Below are 13,454 nucleotides of genomic sequence, written 5' to 3'. Positions count from 1 at the left end.
CTCCGGATCGGTGGTGGCGATGATCGCCTCGGTGAGCTGGGGGCAGGGCCGCACCTTGAGCGGCCGGCTTTCACCGCGGCTCATCAGCCGGGCGCCCTCGCCGTGGCCGATGTAGATTTCGCCCAGATAGGGCTGGCCGATCGAGCCCAGCACGGGGCGGCCTTCGTGCCGCAGGCCGATCAGCGTGCACCAGAGCGGCAGGCCGGCGATGAAGGCGCGGGTGCCGTCGACCGGATCCAGCACCCAGACGAACTCCGCGTCGGGCCGGTCCTCGCCGTACTCCTCGCCGATGAAGCCGTGGTCGGGATAACGCTCGGAGACCAGCTGCCGGATCGCCCGCTCGGCGCCCTTGTCGACCTCGGTCACCGGGTCGAAGTCCCAGCGGCCCGGCTTGTGCGCGACGCCGTGATCGCCACGGAACAGGGGCAGGATGGCGCGCCCCGCGGCGCCGTTCAGCTCCACGAGAAAGGCGTCCAGCGCCTCGAGGCGGTCGTGCGCAAGGCCCGGCATGGCCGCGGTTTAGCGCGGCCGGTCCACGAAGGCGACCGGGCTCAGCCTTCCGCCTCGCCGCCGTTCAGGGACTTGGCCAGATCGAGCAGCCGGCGGCGCGGGCGCTCGCCGAGCTGGTAGTAGGCCCGGACCAGGTCGCGGGTTTCCTTGCGCGAGAAGACCTCACCGCCGTCTTCGCGCATCCGGCTCTGAGCGCGGATCTCGCTCAGCCCCTCGAAGAAGTAGGCGACGGGCACTTCCAGCGCCTCGGAGAGCTGCCACAGGCGCGCCGCCGACATGCGGTTGGCGGCGCATTCGTACTTCTGGATCTGCTGGAAGCGCACCCCGCAGGCCCGCGCCAGCTCCTGCTGGGTCAGGCCCAGCAGGCGGCGCCGGCGCCTGAGGCGCCGCCCCAGATGCATGTCGATGTCGTCAGCCATACTGCGGCTTCCCGAAACGCCCCGGATCGTCCCGTTGCGGGACGCCTGGGCCGCTCCGCTTCAAGTCGCGCGCCAAAGCCGCGTTGCCGAAAGCCGCCCGGGCCTTCTACTAGGCCGCATGGCGCAGACCCGCCCCCCGTTCCTGCAAGACCTCGCCTGGCGGCTGCAGGCGGCGGCCTACGACGGCCTGACCGCCCTCCTGCGCCTGTTCCCCGTGGACCGGGTGTCGGACTTCGGCGCCTGGCTGGGCCCCCTGATCGGTCCGCTGACCAGCCTGCACCGGGTCGCGGAGACCAACCTGAGGATCGCCTTCCCCGAGGCCGCCGACGCCGAGATCGCAAGCCTGCTCAGGGCGCAGTGGCAGGAGATCGGCCGCATCATCGTGGAGTATCCGCTCCTCGACCGCATCACGGCCGAACCCGGCCGCGTGGAGGTGGCGGGCGAGCAACGGCTCGCGGCGATCGCCGCCGGCGGCAGGCCGGTGGTGTTCATCTCGGGCCACTTTTCCAATTTCGAGGCGATGGCCTGGGCCATCGTGCATGCTGGCGTGCCCTGCCAAATGACCTACCGGGCGACCAACAACCCGTACTTTGAGAGGCGCATCCGCCAGGCCCGATACCGCTACGGCGTGCGGCTGTTCGCGCCCAAGGGGCTGGCCAGCGCGCGCGAGCTGTTGCGGGCCCTCGGGCGGGGAGAGTCGATCGCGCTGATGAACGACCAGAAGTACAACGGCGGGGTCGCCGCGCCGCTTTTCGGTCGCCTGGCGCACACGGCCCAGGGCCCCACGACCTATGCGCTCCGCTTCGGCATCCCGCTGCAGCCGATGTCGGTGCAACGCACCCACAAGGCCCGCTTCCGGGTGATCGTCCACGATCCCATAGAGCTCGCGGACACCGGCGAGCGCGAGGCCGACATCGAGACCGGCGTGAAGCGCATCAACGCCTTCATGGAAGCGCGCATCCGCGAACGCCCGGCGGAATGGTTCTGGGTCCACAGACGCTGGCCGAACGAGGTGTATCGCAGCTAGCGCTGCGTCTCCTGCCAGCGCTTGAGCGCCTCGGCGGGGCCGGCGTAGGCCTCCTGCAGGGGCGCGCTCCAGTAGCGGAGCTGTTCGATCGGGATCTTCGCCCCGCTGACCGCGCAGATCACGTAGCGTCCCGGCTTCAGCACCGCGAATTCGCCGTCGCCGTAGTGCAGCACCGCCAGGTCCTGGCCCGAGAAGTCGCGGTCGTGGGCGTTCATGGCGGTTATCTAATCCCCAATCCGCCGTCAGAACAGATCGCCCTGCGCCGATGTTGCGGGCTTCGGCTTGGATTTCGCGGGCTTGGGCGCGGTTTTCGCCACCGGATCGGCGGCCAGGCCGTCCACCACCGCCGTGCGGGTGACCTTGTCGGCGAAGGTCATGGCCACGGTCTCGCCGGCGGCCAGCTCGGCGCCGGCCCGCACCAGGGCGCCGTCGACGCGCGCCACCCGGGCGAAGCCGCGCGCGAGCGGCCGGTCGGGATCGGCGGCGGCGTACAGCTTGGAGAGCCCTAGGAGCCGCTCGGCGGCCCGCTCCAGGCGCCGCTCGGCCGCCGGCCTCAGCCGCGCCGTCAGGCTATCCAGCCGCTGGCGCTGCACGGCCTGGGGCCGCTGCAGCAGCAGGGGCGAAAATCGCGAGGCGACCCTGACCAGCGCCCGCTCGTGCAGCGCGGCGTTGCGCGCCAGCGCCGCGCCGAGCCGGCCGGAGGCGATGTCGAGCCTCTGCTCGGCCAGCCGCACCAGGTCGGGCACGCGCGCCAGCGCCCGTTCGGCATGGGCGACCCTGGCGCGGCGGTCCTCCACGACGCGGCCGCCGCAGCGGTGCATGCGGCTTCCGAGATCGCCGACCGCGGCCTTCAGCTCGGCCAGCACGGGCGTCGCCATCTCGGCCGCGGCGGTGGGCGTCGGCGCGCGCCGGTCGGAGACGAAGTCGATCAGGGTGGTGTCGGTCTCGTGGCCCACGGCGCTGATCAGCGGGATCGCGCAGCCGGCGACGGCGCGGGCGAGCGCCTCGTCGTTGAACGGCCACAGGTCCTCCACCGATCCGCCGCCGCGGGCCACGATCAGCACGTCGGGCCGCGGCGCCACCCCGCCGCCGTCCAGCGCGCAGAACCCCTGGATGGCGGCTGCGACCTGGGCGGCGGCCTGGTCGCCCTGCACCACCACGGGCCAGACCACCACGCGGCACGGCCATCGATCGCGGATGCGGTGCAGGATGTCGCGGATCACCGCCCCGGTCGGCGAGGTGATCACCCCGACCACGGCGGGCATCGAAGGCAGCGGCCGCTTGCGGGAGACCTCGAACAGGCCCTCGGCCGCGAGCTTCGCCTTCAGGCGTTCGAGCTGGGCCAGGAGCGCGCCGACCCCTGCCGCTTCCATGGTCTCGATGACGATCTGGTAGCGCGATCCGGCGGGGTAGGCGGTGATCTTGCCGGTCACCACCACCTCCAGACCCTGTTCGGGCCGGATGGAGAGCGCGCGCACCTGGCTCTTCCAGACCACCCCGTCGATCGCCGCCCGCTCGTCCTTCAGCGTCAGGTAGACGTGGCCGTTGGAATGATGCGTGACCTTGGAGATCTCGCCCCTGAGCCGCACGAAGCCATAGGCGTCCTCCAGCGTCCGCTTGAGCGCGAACGCCAGCTCCGAGACGGAGTAGGGGCGGGCGTTGCCGTCCTCGGCGATCGACTCGGGCGCGACCTCGGTCATGACCGGAAGGTAAGCCTGCGCGCCTGCGATTCCCAATGGGACGCGTTCGCGGGACGATACGAGAAAAGGGCGCGCCCGGAGCCGATGCTCGCGGACGCGCCCCCATCCCCAACGGATCGTGTAGGCCGCGTCGTCCCGCCTAGAGGTAGCGGCGAAGCGAGCGGGCGAGCTCGGCGGCGGAGGTCTTCTTGCGGGCCTGCGCGGGCTGATAGGCGACCTGGGCGTGCTCGTGGCAGTAGGGACCGTCGTCGGTGCGCCGCCCGCAGAAGGTGAAGCTCTCCAGGGCCGGATCGCCGATCGGCCACTTGCACATGTGGGCGCCCAGCGTCAGGACCGTGGCGGTGCCCGGCGGCTCGTCCACGTAGCGGACCGGCGTCGGGTGGGTCGCATGCGCGCCGGGCTCCATCAGGCGGCGCGGCGCGGAGGGCGCCGAGACCGGACGCGGCGGCCGCGGCGCCTTGAAGACGGTGCGGGCGGGCTTGGAAGGCGTCGCCCGGCCCGAGAGCCCCAGCCGGTGCACCTTGCCGATCACCGCGTTGCGGGTGACGCCGCCCAGCTGCTTGGCGATCTGGCTGGCCGAGAGGCCCTCCTGCCAGAGCCTTTTCAGAAGCTCGACCCGCTCGTCCGTCCAGCCCATGCTCGCCTCCCCCGACGGGTCCCGGCTCGCCCCCACGGCCTCCGGGACTCAACATCTTGTGGCGCCCAGCACTCTCAGCGCCCACCAACCACTATCAGTGGTAAACAACTCCTTAACGGACACAATAGGCGCCACGGCATTCGTCCACAGGAACCATATCTTGCGTCAGCCCGCCGCACTCTTGCGGCCCGCGCGCGGGGGGCGCACATGGGGCCCATGAAGGACATGGCGCTCGCCCAGGAAGCGGTTCTGCCGCCGCAGCCCAGGAGCTACGAGGGGGTCAACTGGGAGGGCCTGAAGACCCTCTACCTGCGCGAGGTGCGGCGGTTCTGGAAGGTGGGCATGCAGACGCTCGCCGCCCCGGTGGTCACGGCGCTGCTCTACATGCTGGTGTTCGTGGTCGCGGTGGGCGGCGGACGCGCGGTCAACGGCGTCGCCTACGGGGCCTTCGTGGCGCCGGGCCTGATCATGATGCAGATACTGTCCAACGCCTTCGCCAACTCCTCCTCGTCGCTGCTGCAGGCCAAGTTCAACGGCCTGATGGGCGACTTCATGACCCCGCCGCTCACCCCGCTGGAGCACCTGATCGGCTTCGGCCTGGGCGCCGCGACGCGCGGCATCTTCGTGGGCGCGGTGGCGGCGGTCGCCGTCATCCCCTTCGCGCGCCTGCCGATGGAGGCGCCCTGGGCGGTCGCCTTCTTCGGCCTCGGCGCGGCGCTGATCATGGGCTTCGTCGGCATCATGGCCGGGCTCTGGGCGGAGAAGTTCGACCACATGGCCGCGGTGACCAACTTCGTGATCATGCCGATGACCTTCCTCTCCGGCACCTTCTACCTGATCGAGCGCCTGCCCGAGCCGTTCCGCAGCTTCTCCAAATTCAACCCGGTGTTCTATCTGATCGACGGCTTCCGCTACGGCTTCATCGGCCGCCACGAGGGCTCGCTCGCCGCCGGCGTGGCGATGACGCTGGGCCTGATCGCCTTCACCGGCTTCGTCTGCTTCCGCATGTTCGAGACAGGTTACAAGATCAAAACCTAGCTCCAGTTCCTCCCCGCAGGGGGAGGTGGCGCGGAGCGCCGGAGGCGGTTTCCTCCGCTGACTCGCGCGGGTGCGCCTTCCGGGCGGACCCCCCCTCAGTCCCTTCGGGACAGCTCCTCCTGAGGGGGAGCAACGAGATTGACAACCCCGCTCTCCGAGCGGAAAAGCCGATGCCTTCCGGTCCCCGTTGCTCAGCGCGCGGGGACGCTGCCGTTTTGGAGGGCTCCCTCGGTGACCGAGACCGCCACCCCCGCCGTTCCCAGCGACCACATCATGGGCGTCTATCAGCGCGCCCCGCTGGCGTTCGAGCGAGGCGAGGGCGTGCGCCTCTACACCGCCGAGGGCGAGGCCTACCTGGACTGCCTGGCCGGCATCGCGGTCAACGCGCTCGGCCACGCCCACCCGAAGCTCGTCCAGGCGCTGACGGACCAGGCCGAGAATCTCTGGCACGTCTCCAACATCTTCACGATCCCGGGCCAGGAACGGCTGGCGAAGATGCTGACGGACGCCACCTTCGCCGACGTGGTGTTCTTCACCAACTCCGGCGCCGAGGCCATCGAGTGCGCCATCAAGACCGCGCGCAAGCACCATTGGGCGAAGGGAAACCCCGAGCGCATCGACATCATCGGCTTCGAGGGCTCGTTCCACGGCCGGACGCTGGCGGCGGTCAACGCCTCGGGCAATCCCGGCTACCTGGAGGGCTTCGGCCCGCGCATGCCGGGCTTCCTGCAGTTGCCGTTCGACGACCTCGACGCGCTGCGCGAGGCGGTGGGCGAGACCACCGCGGCGATCATCCTGGAGCCGGTGCAGGGCGAGGGCGGCGCGCGCGCCTGGCCGGACGCGACGCTGCGGGCGATCCGCGAGCTCTGCGATGAGACCGGCACGCTCCTGATCTACGACGAGATCCAGTGCGGCCTGGGGCGCACCGGCAGACTGTTCGCCTACGAGTGGCTCGACGGCGCGGCCGATCCCGACATCATGGCCGTCGCCAAGGCGCTGGGCGGCGGCTTCCCGGTGGGGGCCTGCCTCGCCACCGCCGAGGCGGCCAGGGGCATGACGCCCGGCTCGCACGGCTCGACCTACGGCGGCAATCCGCTCGCCATGGCGGTCGGGATCGCCTCGGTGGAGGAGCTGGTGAAGCCCGAGCTCCTGGCCCATGTGCGCGAGGTCGCGGGCTATTTCACCCAGCAGCTCTCGGGCCTCAGGGACCGCTACCCGGACGTCGTTGTCGACGTCCGCGGCAAGGGCCTGCTGATCGGGGTCAAGCTCGCGACGCCGAACCGCGAGTTCATGCAGCACGCGCGCGACCAGCACCTGCTGATCGCCGGCGGCGGCGACAACTGCGTGCGCCTGCTCCCGCCGCTGGTGATGAGCATCGAGGAGGCGAGCGAAGCCATCGCGCGCTTCGAGCGCGCCTGCGAGGCGGCGAGATCGAAGGCCAAGGCGGCGGCATAGATATTCCGCTCATCCGGGCGGAGGCCGGGACCCAGATGCAACACTCCCTGCTCTCAGGCTGAACCTGGGCCCCGGCCTCCGCCGGGGCGAGCGGGTTGGGGGGATCAGATTTGACCCAATCTCCGAGACACTTCGTCGACCTCTGGAAGCTCGAGGGCGCAGACCTGCGAGCGATCCTCGAGGACGCCAAGACGCGCAAGGCCGCGCGCCGCGGATGGCCGCAGGGCCGGCCCGACGCCGACCGGCCGGCCGAGCATCGGACGCTGGCGATGATCTTCGAGAAGCCCTCGACCCGCACGCGCTTCTCGTTCGACGCCGCCATGCGCCAGCTGGGCGGCAGCGTGATCATCTCCAACGCCTCGGACATGCAGCTCGGCCGCGGCGAGCCCATCGAGGACACCGCGCGCGTGCTCTCGCGCATGGTCGACGCCGTCATGGTCCGCGCCAACGTCCACGAGGACCTCGAGCGGCTGGCGATGAACGCCGCCGTGCCGGTGATCAACGGGCTCTCCGACAGGGGCCATCCCTGCCAGCTCATGGCCGACCTGCTCACCATCGAGGAGCATCGCGGATCGGTGGCGGGCAAGACCCTGGCCTGGGTGGGCGACGGCAACAACATGTGCGCGAGCTTCATCCACGCCGCGCCCAAGCTGGGCTACCGGCTGAACATCGCCAGCCCCGCCGTCTACCACCCGGACCTCGTCGACCTCGCCCGCGCCGCCGAGCAGCAGGGCGCCGTGGCGACCACCCGCGATCCGCGCGAGGCGGTGGCGGGCGCGGACGTGGTGATCACCGACACCTGGGTCTCCATGGGCGACACCGACCACGACGAGCGGCTGGAGGCGCTGGAGCCCTATCAGGTGGACGAGGCGCTGATGGAGCTCGCCGCGCCGGGCGCGATCTTCCTCCACTGCCTGCCCGCCCACCGCGGCGAGGAGGTGACCGACGAGGTCATCGACGGGCCGCAGAGCGTGGTCTGGGACGAGGCGGAAAACCGCATCCACGCCCAGAAGTCGATCCTGGCCTGGTGCTTCGGGAAGGTGTGATCGGTCATCCCGGTTTCGCGGAACGCGAAGACCGGGACCGACGATCACGGCAAGGGCAACAAGGGCGCGGCCTCGCCGAGGGCCATTCCGCGCGATCCGGTGCTTGTGGGTCCCGGATGGCCGCGGGCGGCTTCCGGGATGATATCTGAGATCAAGCCGCGACCGCTCGCGCTTGCGCCTCGCGCCGCCGCAGCAGCTCCAGCACGCCGACGCCGATTGCGCCGAAGATCCAGTCGCCGAAGGCGGCGCCGCGGAAGAACGGCAGGGCGGCCGCGTAGCAGTCGGCGAGGCCCTGCAGCGTCTTCGGATAGGGCGGTGCGTTCAGGAGCGCCCCCCCGGACAGCCAGACGCCGAAGTTGCTGATCAGGAAGAAGACCACTGGCGCGACGATCACCGCGCCGAGCTTCCAGGGCAGGGGGCGTTCCGCCGCCATGCGCGCGCCGACCGCCACCACCGCGAAGGCCGCGTAATCAAACACCCGGCCGGCGTGGATCGGATGCCCGTCATAGGCCAGGTTCAGCAGGACGTCCGAAACGAAGAGCCCCGCGAAGGGGACCGCCATCCAGGCCACGCGGCGGCCGAGATAGAGACCGCCCAGCACGAACATCGCGCCGACCGGCGTGAAGTTCGGCAGGTGCGGCGTCAGCCGATAGATCGCCAGCGCCGCGATCGCGCCCAGCGCCGCGATGCGGCTCCAGCCGAAGGCGTTCAGTCTCGACATCGGGCTCCCCTTGGATGTCCCGCTGCTATAGCGCGCGCCGCCGCCTCGGCCAAATGGGAGCCTGCGGCCTTGCGGCGCCTTCCGCGCGGCGTGCGACACAGGCGAGCCTCGAATCCCGCCAACCCCTTCCTATATGCGGCCGGATGAGCTCCACCCCTCCCGACGACCTGATCGGCGCCTTCCAGATCGAGGGCGAGCCGGTCCGCGGCCGCCTGGCGCGCCTGGGCCCGGCGATCGACGAGATCCTGACCGGCCACGACTATCCGGAGAGCGTCGCCAACCTGTTGGGCGAGGCCTGTGCGCTGGCGGCGCTGGTCGGCTCGAACCTGAAGTTCGACGGCCGGCTGATCCTGCAGGCCCAGGGCTCCGGGCCGGTGCGCTTCGTGGTCGCCGACTACGACACCTCCGGCGGCCTGCGCGGCTACTGCCGCTTCGACGCCGAGGCCGTGGCCGAGGCCTCGCAGGGCTTCCAGCGGCCGGGCGCGCGCTCGCTGCTGGGCGAGGGCGTCTTCGTGATGACCGTCGACCAGGGCCCCGACATGGACCGCTACCAGGGCGTCACCCCGATCGAGGGCGAGACGCTCGCGCTGTGCGCCGAGCAGTACTTCGCCCAATCCGAGCAGACGCCCACCCGCGTGCGCCTGGCGGTCGGTCAGGCCGACGAGGGCGAGGGCGCCCGCTGGCGGGCCGGCGGCGTCTTGATCCAGCACATCGCCGAGGACGACGCGCGCGGTTCGACCGAGGAGGCCTGGAACCGCACCCAGGCGCTGTTCGAGACGCTCGGCGAGGACGAGCTGATCGATCCGCGGCTGGCCTCCAACACCCTGCTGTGGCGGCTGTTCCACGAGGATGGCGTGCGCGTGTTCGGCTCGCGGCCGCTCAGGGCCTTCTGCCGCTGCAGTCAGCACCGCATCGAGAACGTGCTGAAGTCCTTCCCGCCGGAGGACCGCATCGACATGGTCGAGGCCGACGGCAAGATCCGCGTCACCTGCGAGTACTGCAGCCGCGTCTACGCCGTCGAGCCCGCGAGCCTCGAAGAGGCGGCTTAGCGCCTCCCCTGAGGGGAGGGCCAGGGCGCACGGGCGCCCATTTGGGTCCGTCATCCCGGCCGCAAGCCCGCCTCGCGGGCTGAAGAGCCGGGACCCAGCTCCGGTGCGCGGCCCGCCTGGGTCGCTGTGTATTGAAGCTGTGCGATCGCCCTGCCCTGCGGAGGAGCCTTACTTCCCCACCGCCTTGCAGACCGCCTGGATCGCCTCGGCCTCGGCGCCGACGGGGTCCTGCCAGGTCCGCTGGTCGCTGACCCGGCTGGCGAGCTCGCCCTCCAGGTTGTTGCCGGCGAAGATGGTCATGCGGGTGACCGCCAGACGGCCCGCCATGCAGTCCACCGCCCAGCGCGCCAGGCCCGAGCGCGCCACCCCGGCGCTGACCCGGATCGGCCGGAACAGCTCGGTCCGCACGTCCGCCTCCGCCAGGCCGTCCGGCGTCCGGCGCACGCCGCCGGGCGCGGTGAGCTTCACCCCCTCGCGGTCGTAGGCCAGCAGGGTCCAGTGCTCGCCCTGCACATAGGCCTGCATCCAGGCGACCACTGTGTCGCGCTCGAGGCTGGCCGGCGCCGGGATGTCGACCGCCGCGTGCGGCGGCGGCCGCAGGCTGGGGCCGGGCGCCGGGGCGGCCAGCGCAAGGGCGGCGAGCAGGCTCAGCATCGCAGGCGAGCTTGCCGGCATCCTAGGCCGCGTCCAGCGCCCGGCTCACGTCGCGGGAGAGGTCGTTCGCGCCCTCCAGGCCGACGCTCATCCGCACCCAGCCCTCGGTCAGCCCGATCTCCAGCCGCTGCGCCTCGGGCATGGAGCGGTGGGTGGTGGTGGACGGGTGCGTGGCGATCGACTTGGCGTCGCCCAGGTTGTTGGAGATGTCGACGATCTGCAGCGCGTCGAGGAACCGCCAGGCTGCGGCGCGCTCGCCGAGGTCGAAGGCGATCAGGTTGCCGCCGCCGGTCATCTGGTTGGCGATGATCGCCGCCTGCGGATGATCCTTGCGGCCGGGATAGATGACGCGCTGGGCCTTCGGATGGGCCGCGATCAGGTCGGCGATCCTGGCTGCGGTCTGGGTCTGGCGCAGCACCCGCAGCTCCAGCGTCTCCAGGCCCTTCAGCAGCAGCCAGGCGTTGAACGGCGACATCGCCGGGCCGGTGTGGCGCAGGATGTCCTTGTAGGCCTCGGTCATCAGCTTCTCGGGCCCCAGGATCGCGCCGCCGAGGACCCGGCCCTGGCCGTCGATGTGCTTGGTCGCCGAATAGACGACCACGTCGGCGCCCAGCGCCAGCGGCTTCTGGAAGATCGGGGTGGCGAAGACGTTGTCGACGATCAGCTTGGCGCCGGCGGCATGGGCGATCTCGGCGACCGCGCCGATCGGGCAGACCTCCAGCAGCGGATTGGCCGGGCTCTCCACCAGCACGACCTTGGTGTTCGGCCGCATCGCGGCGCGCCAGGCGTCGACGTCGGGGGCGTCGACGTAGGTGGTCTCGACGCCGAACCGCGGCAGCAGGTTCGACAGGATCCAGCGCGAGGAGCCGAACAGCGCCCGGCCCGCCGCCACGTGGTCGCCGGCCTTCAATAGGCCGAGCAGCGAGACCTGCACCGCGGCCATTCCCGAGGCGGTGGCGCGGCACAGCTCGGCGCCTTCCATCAGCGCCAGCCGGTCCTCGAAGATCGCCGTCGTGGGGTTGCCGAAGCGCTGGTAGATGAAGCCCGGCTCGCCGCCGAACCGGCGGTCGGCGGCCTCGGCGGAGGGATAGGCGAAGCCCTGGGTCAGGAACAGGGCCTCGGAGATCTCGCCGTAGGGCGAGCGGGCCATGCCGCCGCGCACCGCCCGGGTCTCGATCTCCCAGTCGCGCGGATCCTCGGCCATGGCGGGCCTCCCTTCGAAAGCGTGCCGGCAGGAACCGCAGCGGGGGGAGAAGGTCAAGGGGAGCGTGATCCTTCTCCCGCAAGGGGAGAAGGACGTCGGACCCTTGCAAGACTCGGGTTCTCGGCTAAGGCTGCGCCGCCCATGAGCGAGCTCGAGCGCCCGGGCATCCTGCCCTGCCAGTCCATCGATGCGCTGATCGCCGAAGGCGCGATCGCCGCGGAGACCGCCTTCGAGCCCGACCAGGTGCAGCCGGCCAGCCTGGACCTCAGGCTCGGCGCGCGGGTCTGGCGCGTGCGCGCCTCCTTCCTGCCCGGCGAGGGGCGCAAGGTCGCCGGTCGCATCGCCGAGGTGGCGATGCACGAGCTCGACCTCATCAAGGGCGCGGTGCTCGAGCGGGGCTGCGTCTACATCGCCGAACTGCAGGAGCGGCTGGCGCTTCCCCCGGGCGTCTCGGCGCGGGCCAATCCGAAGAGCTCCACCGGCCGGGTCGACGTCTTCGTGCGCCTGCTCTCCGACGGCGGGGCCTTCGACGACGTGGTCGAGGGCTATCACGGCCCGACCTACATCGAGATCGCGCCGCAGACCTTTTCGGTGCTGGTGCGCCGCGGCACCCGGCTCAACCAGCTGCGCCTGAAGCGCGGCGCGCCGCAGCGGCTGCGCGTCGAGAGCGTCGGCGTCGACCTCTCCGACGGCATCGCCGGCTTCCGCGCCCGCCGCCACGCGCCGGTCGTCGACCTCGACAGGGAGGACGGCCACGATCCGCGGCACTACTGGGAGCCCCTGGTCCCGCGCGACGGCCAGCTGCTGCTCGATCCCGGCGAGTTCTACATCCTGGCCTCCAAGCAGGCGGTGGAGATCCCGGTCGAGGAGGCCGCCGAGATGACCCCGATCGATCCGTCGGTGGGCGAGTTCCGGGTGCACTACGCCGGCTTCTTCGATCCGGGCTTCGGCACCGACGAGGCGCACGGCAAGGGCTCGCGCGGGGTGCTGGAGGTGCGCAGTCACGAGACGCCGTTCATCCTGGAGGACGGCCAGACGGTGGCCCGCCTGGTCTACGAGCCGCTCACCGACCGGCCGACGCGGCTCTATGGCGACCTCGGGTCGCATTACCAGCGCCAGGGCCTGAAGCTATCGAAGCACTTTCGAGCGTGGGGCGACTGACGGCCCCAGTGGTGGCCGAAATGCCAAGCTTGTTCAAAGCGTTGCTATGGGCCGCCGCGATCCTGGCCGGCAGTCTCGGCGCCGTCCAGGCGGCCAGCGCGGCGCCTGCGATGTGGCTGGTGAAGTCGCCGCACTCGGAGATCTACCTGTTCGGCACCCTGCACGCGCTGACCCCCGGCGACCGCTGGCGCACGCCGCTCTACGAGACGGCCTACGCCAAGGCCCAGACGCTGTGGTTCGAGACCGACGTGGCCGGCGCCGACCCGCTCACCGTGCAGAACCTGGTCGCCCGCTACGGCGTCGATCCGCAGCGCACGCTGAGCCAGAAGCTGCCGGCCGCCGACGTCGCCGCGCTGAGCCGCACCGCCAACCTCGCGCGCCTCGATCATCTGCGGCCCTGGGCGGCGGCGCTGGTGCTCTCCATGCAGCCGGTGATGGCGCAGGGCGGCAAGGTGGAGGCCGGCGCCGACATCGCCGTCACCCGCGAGGCCCGCGCCGGCGACAAGCATGTGAAGTTCTTCGAGAGCCTGGAGGACCAGGCGCGGCTGTTCGCCGATCTGCCGGAGCCCGCCGAGGTCCGCTACCTCTCCGACGTGCTCAAGGACCGCGCGCAGCCGCACCGCCATAGCCTGGCGCGCCAGGAGCCGCTGGGGCAGGCCTGGCTGGACGGCGACCTCGCGCGCCTGGGCCCGGCGCTGGTCGGCGAGATGAGGACCCACAACCCGGCGCTCTATGACGCCCTGCTCAAGCGCCGCAACGAGCTGTGGGCCGCCCGGATCGAGAACGAGCTGGCCACCGGCGACAGGGTCGAACTGGTCAATGTGGGCGCCCTG

The 13,454-nt window shown here is 71.3% G+C and carries 15 protein-coding genes; 7 read left to right on the top strand and 8 right to left on the bottom strand.

Going from position 1 to position 13,454, the window contains the following annotated elements; genetic code table 11:
- Together VLI41_RS05010 and VLI41_RS05005 are read right to left on the bottom strand one after the other, a co-directional pair.
- Positions 1-510 (bottom strand): inositol monophosphatase family protein (locus tag VLI41_RS05010; RefSeq protein WP_325266959.1); only part of this gene is annotated, 510 nt, incomplete at its 3' end.
- 41 nt (positions 511-551) lie between these two features.
- Positions 552-929 (bottom strand): helix-turn-helix transcriptional regulator, encoded by a 378-nt coding sequence (locus VLI41_RS05005; RefSeq protein WP_325266958.1) that lies wholly within the window; start codon positions 927-929, stop codon positions 552-554.
- Positions 930-1,047: 118 nt separating this feature from the next.
- Here VLI41_RS05005 and VLI41_RS05000 point away from each other — a divergent pair, with 118 nt between their 5' ends.
- Positions 1,048-1,956 carry a lysophospholipid acyltransferase family protein gene (locus VLI41_RS05000; RefSeq protein WP_325266957.1) on the top strand — a complete coding sequence of 303 codons (909 nt, stop codon included), beginning with the start codon at positions 1,048-1,050 and terminating at the stop codon, positions 1,954-1,956.
- Here the strand turns inward: VLI41_RS05000 and VLI41_RS04995 are convergent.
- The 3 genes from VLI41_RS04995 to VLI41_RS04985 all read right to left on the bottom strand — a co-directional run bounded on the left by VLI41_RS04995 (position 1,953) and on the right by VLI41_RS04985 (position 4,293).
- A complete protein-coding gene (locus tag VLI41_RS04995; RefSeq protein WP_325266956.1) occupies positions 1,953-2,171 on the bottom strand; it encodes a DUF2093 domain-containing protein in 219 nt (72 codons plus the stop codon). The two genes, VLI41_RS05000 and VLI41_RS04995, sit on opposite strands and share 4 nt — an antisense overlap.
- A gap of 27 nt (positions 2,172-2,198) precedes the next feature.
- Positions 2,199-3,656: an exodeoxyribonuclease VII large subunit gene (gene xseA, locus VLI41_RS04990; protein ID WP_325266955.1), complete on the bottom strand. Its 1,458-nt coding sequence runs from the start codon at positions 3,654-3,656 to the stop codon at positions 2,199-2,201.
- A gap of 139 nt (positions 3,657-3,795) precedes the next feature.
- Positions 3,796-4,293: a GcrA family cell cycle regulator gene (locus VLI41_RS04985; RefSeq protein ID WP_325266954.1), complete on the bottom strand. Its 498-nt coding sequence runs from the start codon at positions 4,291-4,293 to the stop codon at positions 3,796-3,798.
- Between the two features lie 216 nt (positions 4,294-4,509).
- Here VLI41_RS04985 and VLI41_RS04980 point away from each other — a divergent pair, with 216 nt between their 5' ends.
- The 3 genes from VLI41_RS04980 to argF all read left to right on the top strand — a co-directional run bounded on the left by VLI41_RS04980 (position 4,510) and on the right by argF (position 7,832).
- Positions 4,510-5,331 carry an ABC transporter permease gene (locus tag VLI41_RS04980; RefSeq protein WP_325266961.1) on the top strand — a complete coding sequence of 274 codons (822 nt, stop codon included), beginning with the start codon at positions 4,510-4,512 and terminating at the stop codon, positions 5,329-5,331.
- 273 nt (positions 5,332-5,604) lie between these two features.
- Positions 5,605-6,786 carry an aspartate aminotransferase family protein gene (locus VLI41_RS04975; RefSeq protein ID WP_325266960.1) on the top strand — a complete coding sequence of 394 codons (1,182 nt, stop codon included), beginning with the start codon at positions 5,605-5,607 and terminating at the stop codon, positions 6,784-6,786.
- A 110-nt stretch (positions 6,787-6,896) separates the two neighbouring features.
- On the top strand, positions 6,897-7,832 hold the full coding sequence (gene argF / locus VLI41_RS04970; RefSeq protein WP_325266953.1) for an ornithine carbamoyltransferase: 936 nt from the start codon (positions 6,897-6,899) through the stop codon (positions 7,830-7,832).
- A gap of 151 nt (positions 7,833-7,983) precedes the next feature.
- Here the strand turns inward: argF and VLI41_RS04965 are convergent, their stop codons facing one another.
- Positions 7,984-8,553: a DUF6580 family putative transport protein gene (locus tag VLI41_RS04965; protein WP_325266952.1), complete on the bottom strand. Its 570-nt coding sequence runs from the start codon at positions 8,551-8,553 to the stop codon at positions 7,984-7,986.
- 143 nt (positions 8,554-8,696) lie between these two features.
- Between VLI41_RS04965 and VLI41_RS04960 the strand changes: the two genes are divergently transcribed.
- On the top strand, positions 8,697-9,602 hold the full coding sequence (locus VLI41_RS04960; protein WP_325266951.1) for an Hsp33 family molecular chaperone: 906 nt from the start codon (positions 8,697-8,699) through the stop codon (positions 9,600-9,602).
- A gap of 168 nt (positions 9,603-9,770) precedes the next feature.
- Here VLI41_RS04960 and VLI41_RS04955 read toward each other — a convergent pair whose 3' ends face one another.
- Together VLI41_RS04955 and metZ are read right to left on the bottom strand one after the other, a co-directional pair.
- Entirely contained in the window at positions 9,771-10,256 is a 486-nt protein-coding gene (locus tag VLI41_RS04955) for a surface-adhesin E family protein (protein ID WP_325266950.1), read from the bottom strand.
- A gap of 22 nt (positions 10,257-10,278) precedes the next feature.
- A complete protein-coding gene (metZ, locus tag VLI41_RS04950) occupies positions 10,279-11,460 on the bottom strand; it encodes an O-succinylhomoserine sulfhydrylase (protein WP_325266949.1) in 1,182 nt (393 codons plus the stop codon).
- Positions 11,461-11,601: 141 nt separating this feature from the next.
- Here metZ and VLI41_RS04945 point away from each other — a divergent pair, with 141 nt between their 5' ends.
- Positions 11,602-12,621: a 2'-deoxycytidine 5'-triphosphate deaminase gene (locus tag VLI41_RS04945; protein WP_325266948.1), complete on the top strand. Its 1,020-nt coding sequence runs from the start codon at positions 11,602-11,604 to the stop codon at positions 12,619-12,621.
- A 29-nt stretch (positions 12,622-12,650) separates the two neighbouring features.
- Positions 12,651-13,454: TraB/GumN family protein (locus VLI41_RS04940; RefSeq protein WP_325266947.1), on the top strand; the 804-nt coding region annotated here is incomplete at its 3' end.

This window comes from Phenylobacterium sp., assembly GCF_035475775.1.
In the GTDB taxonomy this organism is placed as follows: Bacteria; Pseudomonadota; Alphaproteobacteria; order Caulobacterales; family Caulobacteraceae; genus Phenylobacterium.
Note: the sequence above shows the minus strand (reverse complement) of the source record. Positions and strands in the feature narration are given on the sequence as shown.

Excerpts from the sequence above, each read along its gene's own strand:
- VLI41_RS05005 (WP_325266958.1), bottom strand. The coding sequence starts at position 929 with ATGGCTGACGACATCGACATGCATCTGGGGCGGCGCCTCAGGCGCCGG.
- VLI41_RS05000 (WP_325266957.1), top strand. The coding sequence starts at position 1,048 with ATGGCGCAGACCCGCCCCCCGTTCCTGCAAGACCTCGCCTGGCGGCTG.
- VLI41_RS04995 (WP_325266956.1), bottom strand. The coding sequence starts at position 2,171 with ATGAACGCCCACGACCGCGACTTCTCGGGCCAGGACCTGGCGGTGCTG.
- xseA (WP_325266955.1), bottom strand. The coding sequence starts at position 3,656 with ATGACCGAGGTCGCGCCCGAGTCGATCGCCGAGGACGGCAACGCCCGC.
- VLI41_RS04985 (WP_325266954.1), bottom strand. The coding sequence starts at position 4,293 with ATGGGCTGGACGGACGAGCGGGTCGAGCTTCTGAAAAGGCTCTGGCAG.
- VLI41_RS04980 (WP_325266961.1), top strand. The coding sequence starts at position 4,510 with ATGAAGGACATGGCGCTCGCCCAGGAAGCGGTTCTGCCGCCGCAGCCC.
- VLI41_RS04975 (WP_325266960.1), top strand. The coding sequence starts at position 5,605 with ATGGGCGTCTATCAGCGCGCCCCGCTGGCGTTCGAGCGAGGCGAGGGC.
- VLI41_RS04965 (WP_325266952.1), bottom strand. The coding sequence starts at position 8,553 with ATGTCGAGACTGAACGCCTTCGGCTGGAGCCGCATCGCGGCGCTGGGC.
- VLI41_RS04960 (WP_325266951.1), top strand. The coding sequence starts at position 8,697 with ATGAGCTCCACCCCTCCCGACGACCTGATCGGCGCCTTCCAGATCGAG.
- VLI41_RS04955 (WP_325266950.1), bottom strand. The coding sequence starts at position 10,256 with ATGCTGAGCCTGCTCGCCGCCCTTGCGCTGGCCGCCCCGGCGCCCGGC.
- metZ (WP_325266949.1), bottom strand. The coding sequence starts at position 11,460 with ATGGCCGAGGATCCGCGCGACTGGGAGATCGAGACCCGGGCGGTGCGC.
- VLI41_RS04945 (WP_325266948.1), top strand. The coding sequence starts at position 11,602 with ATGAGCGAGCTCGAGCGCCCGGGCATCCTGCCCTGCCAGTCCATCGAT.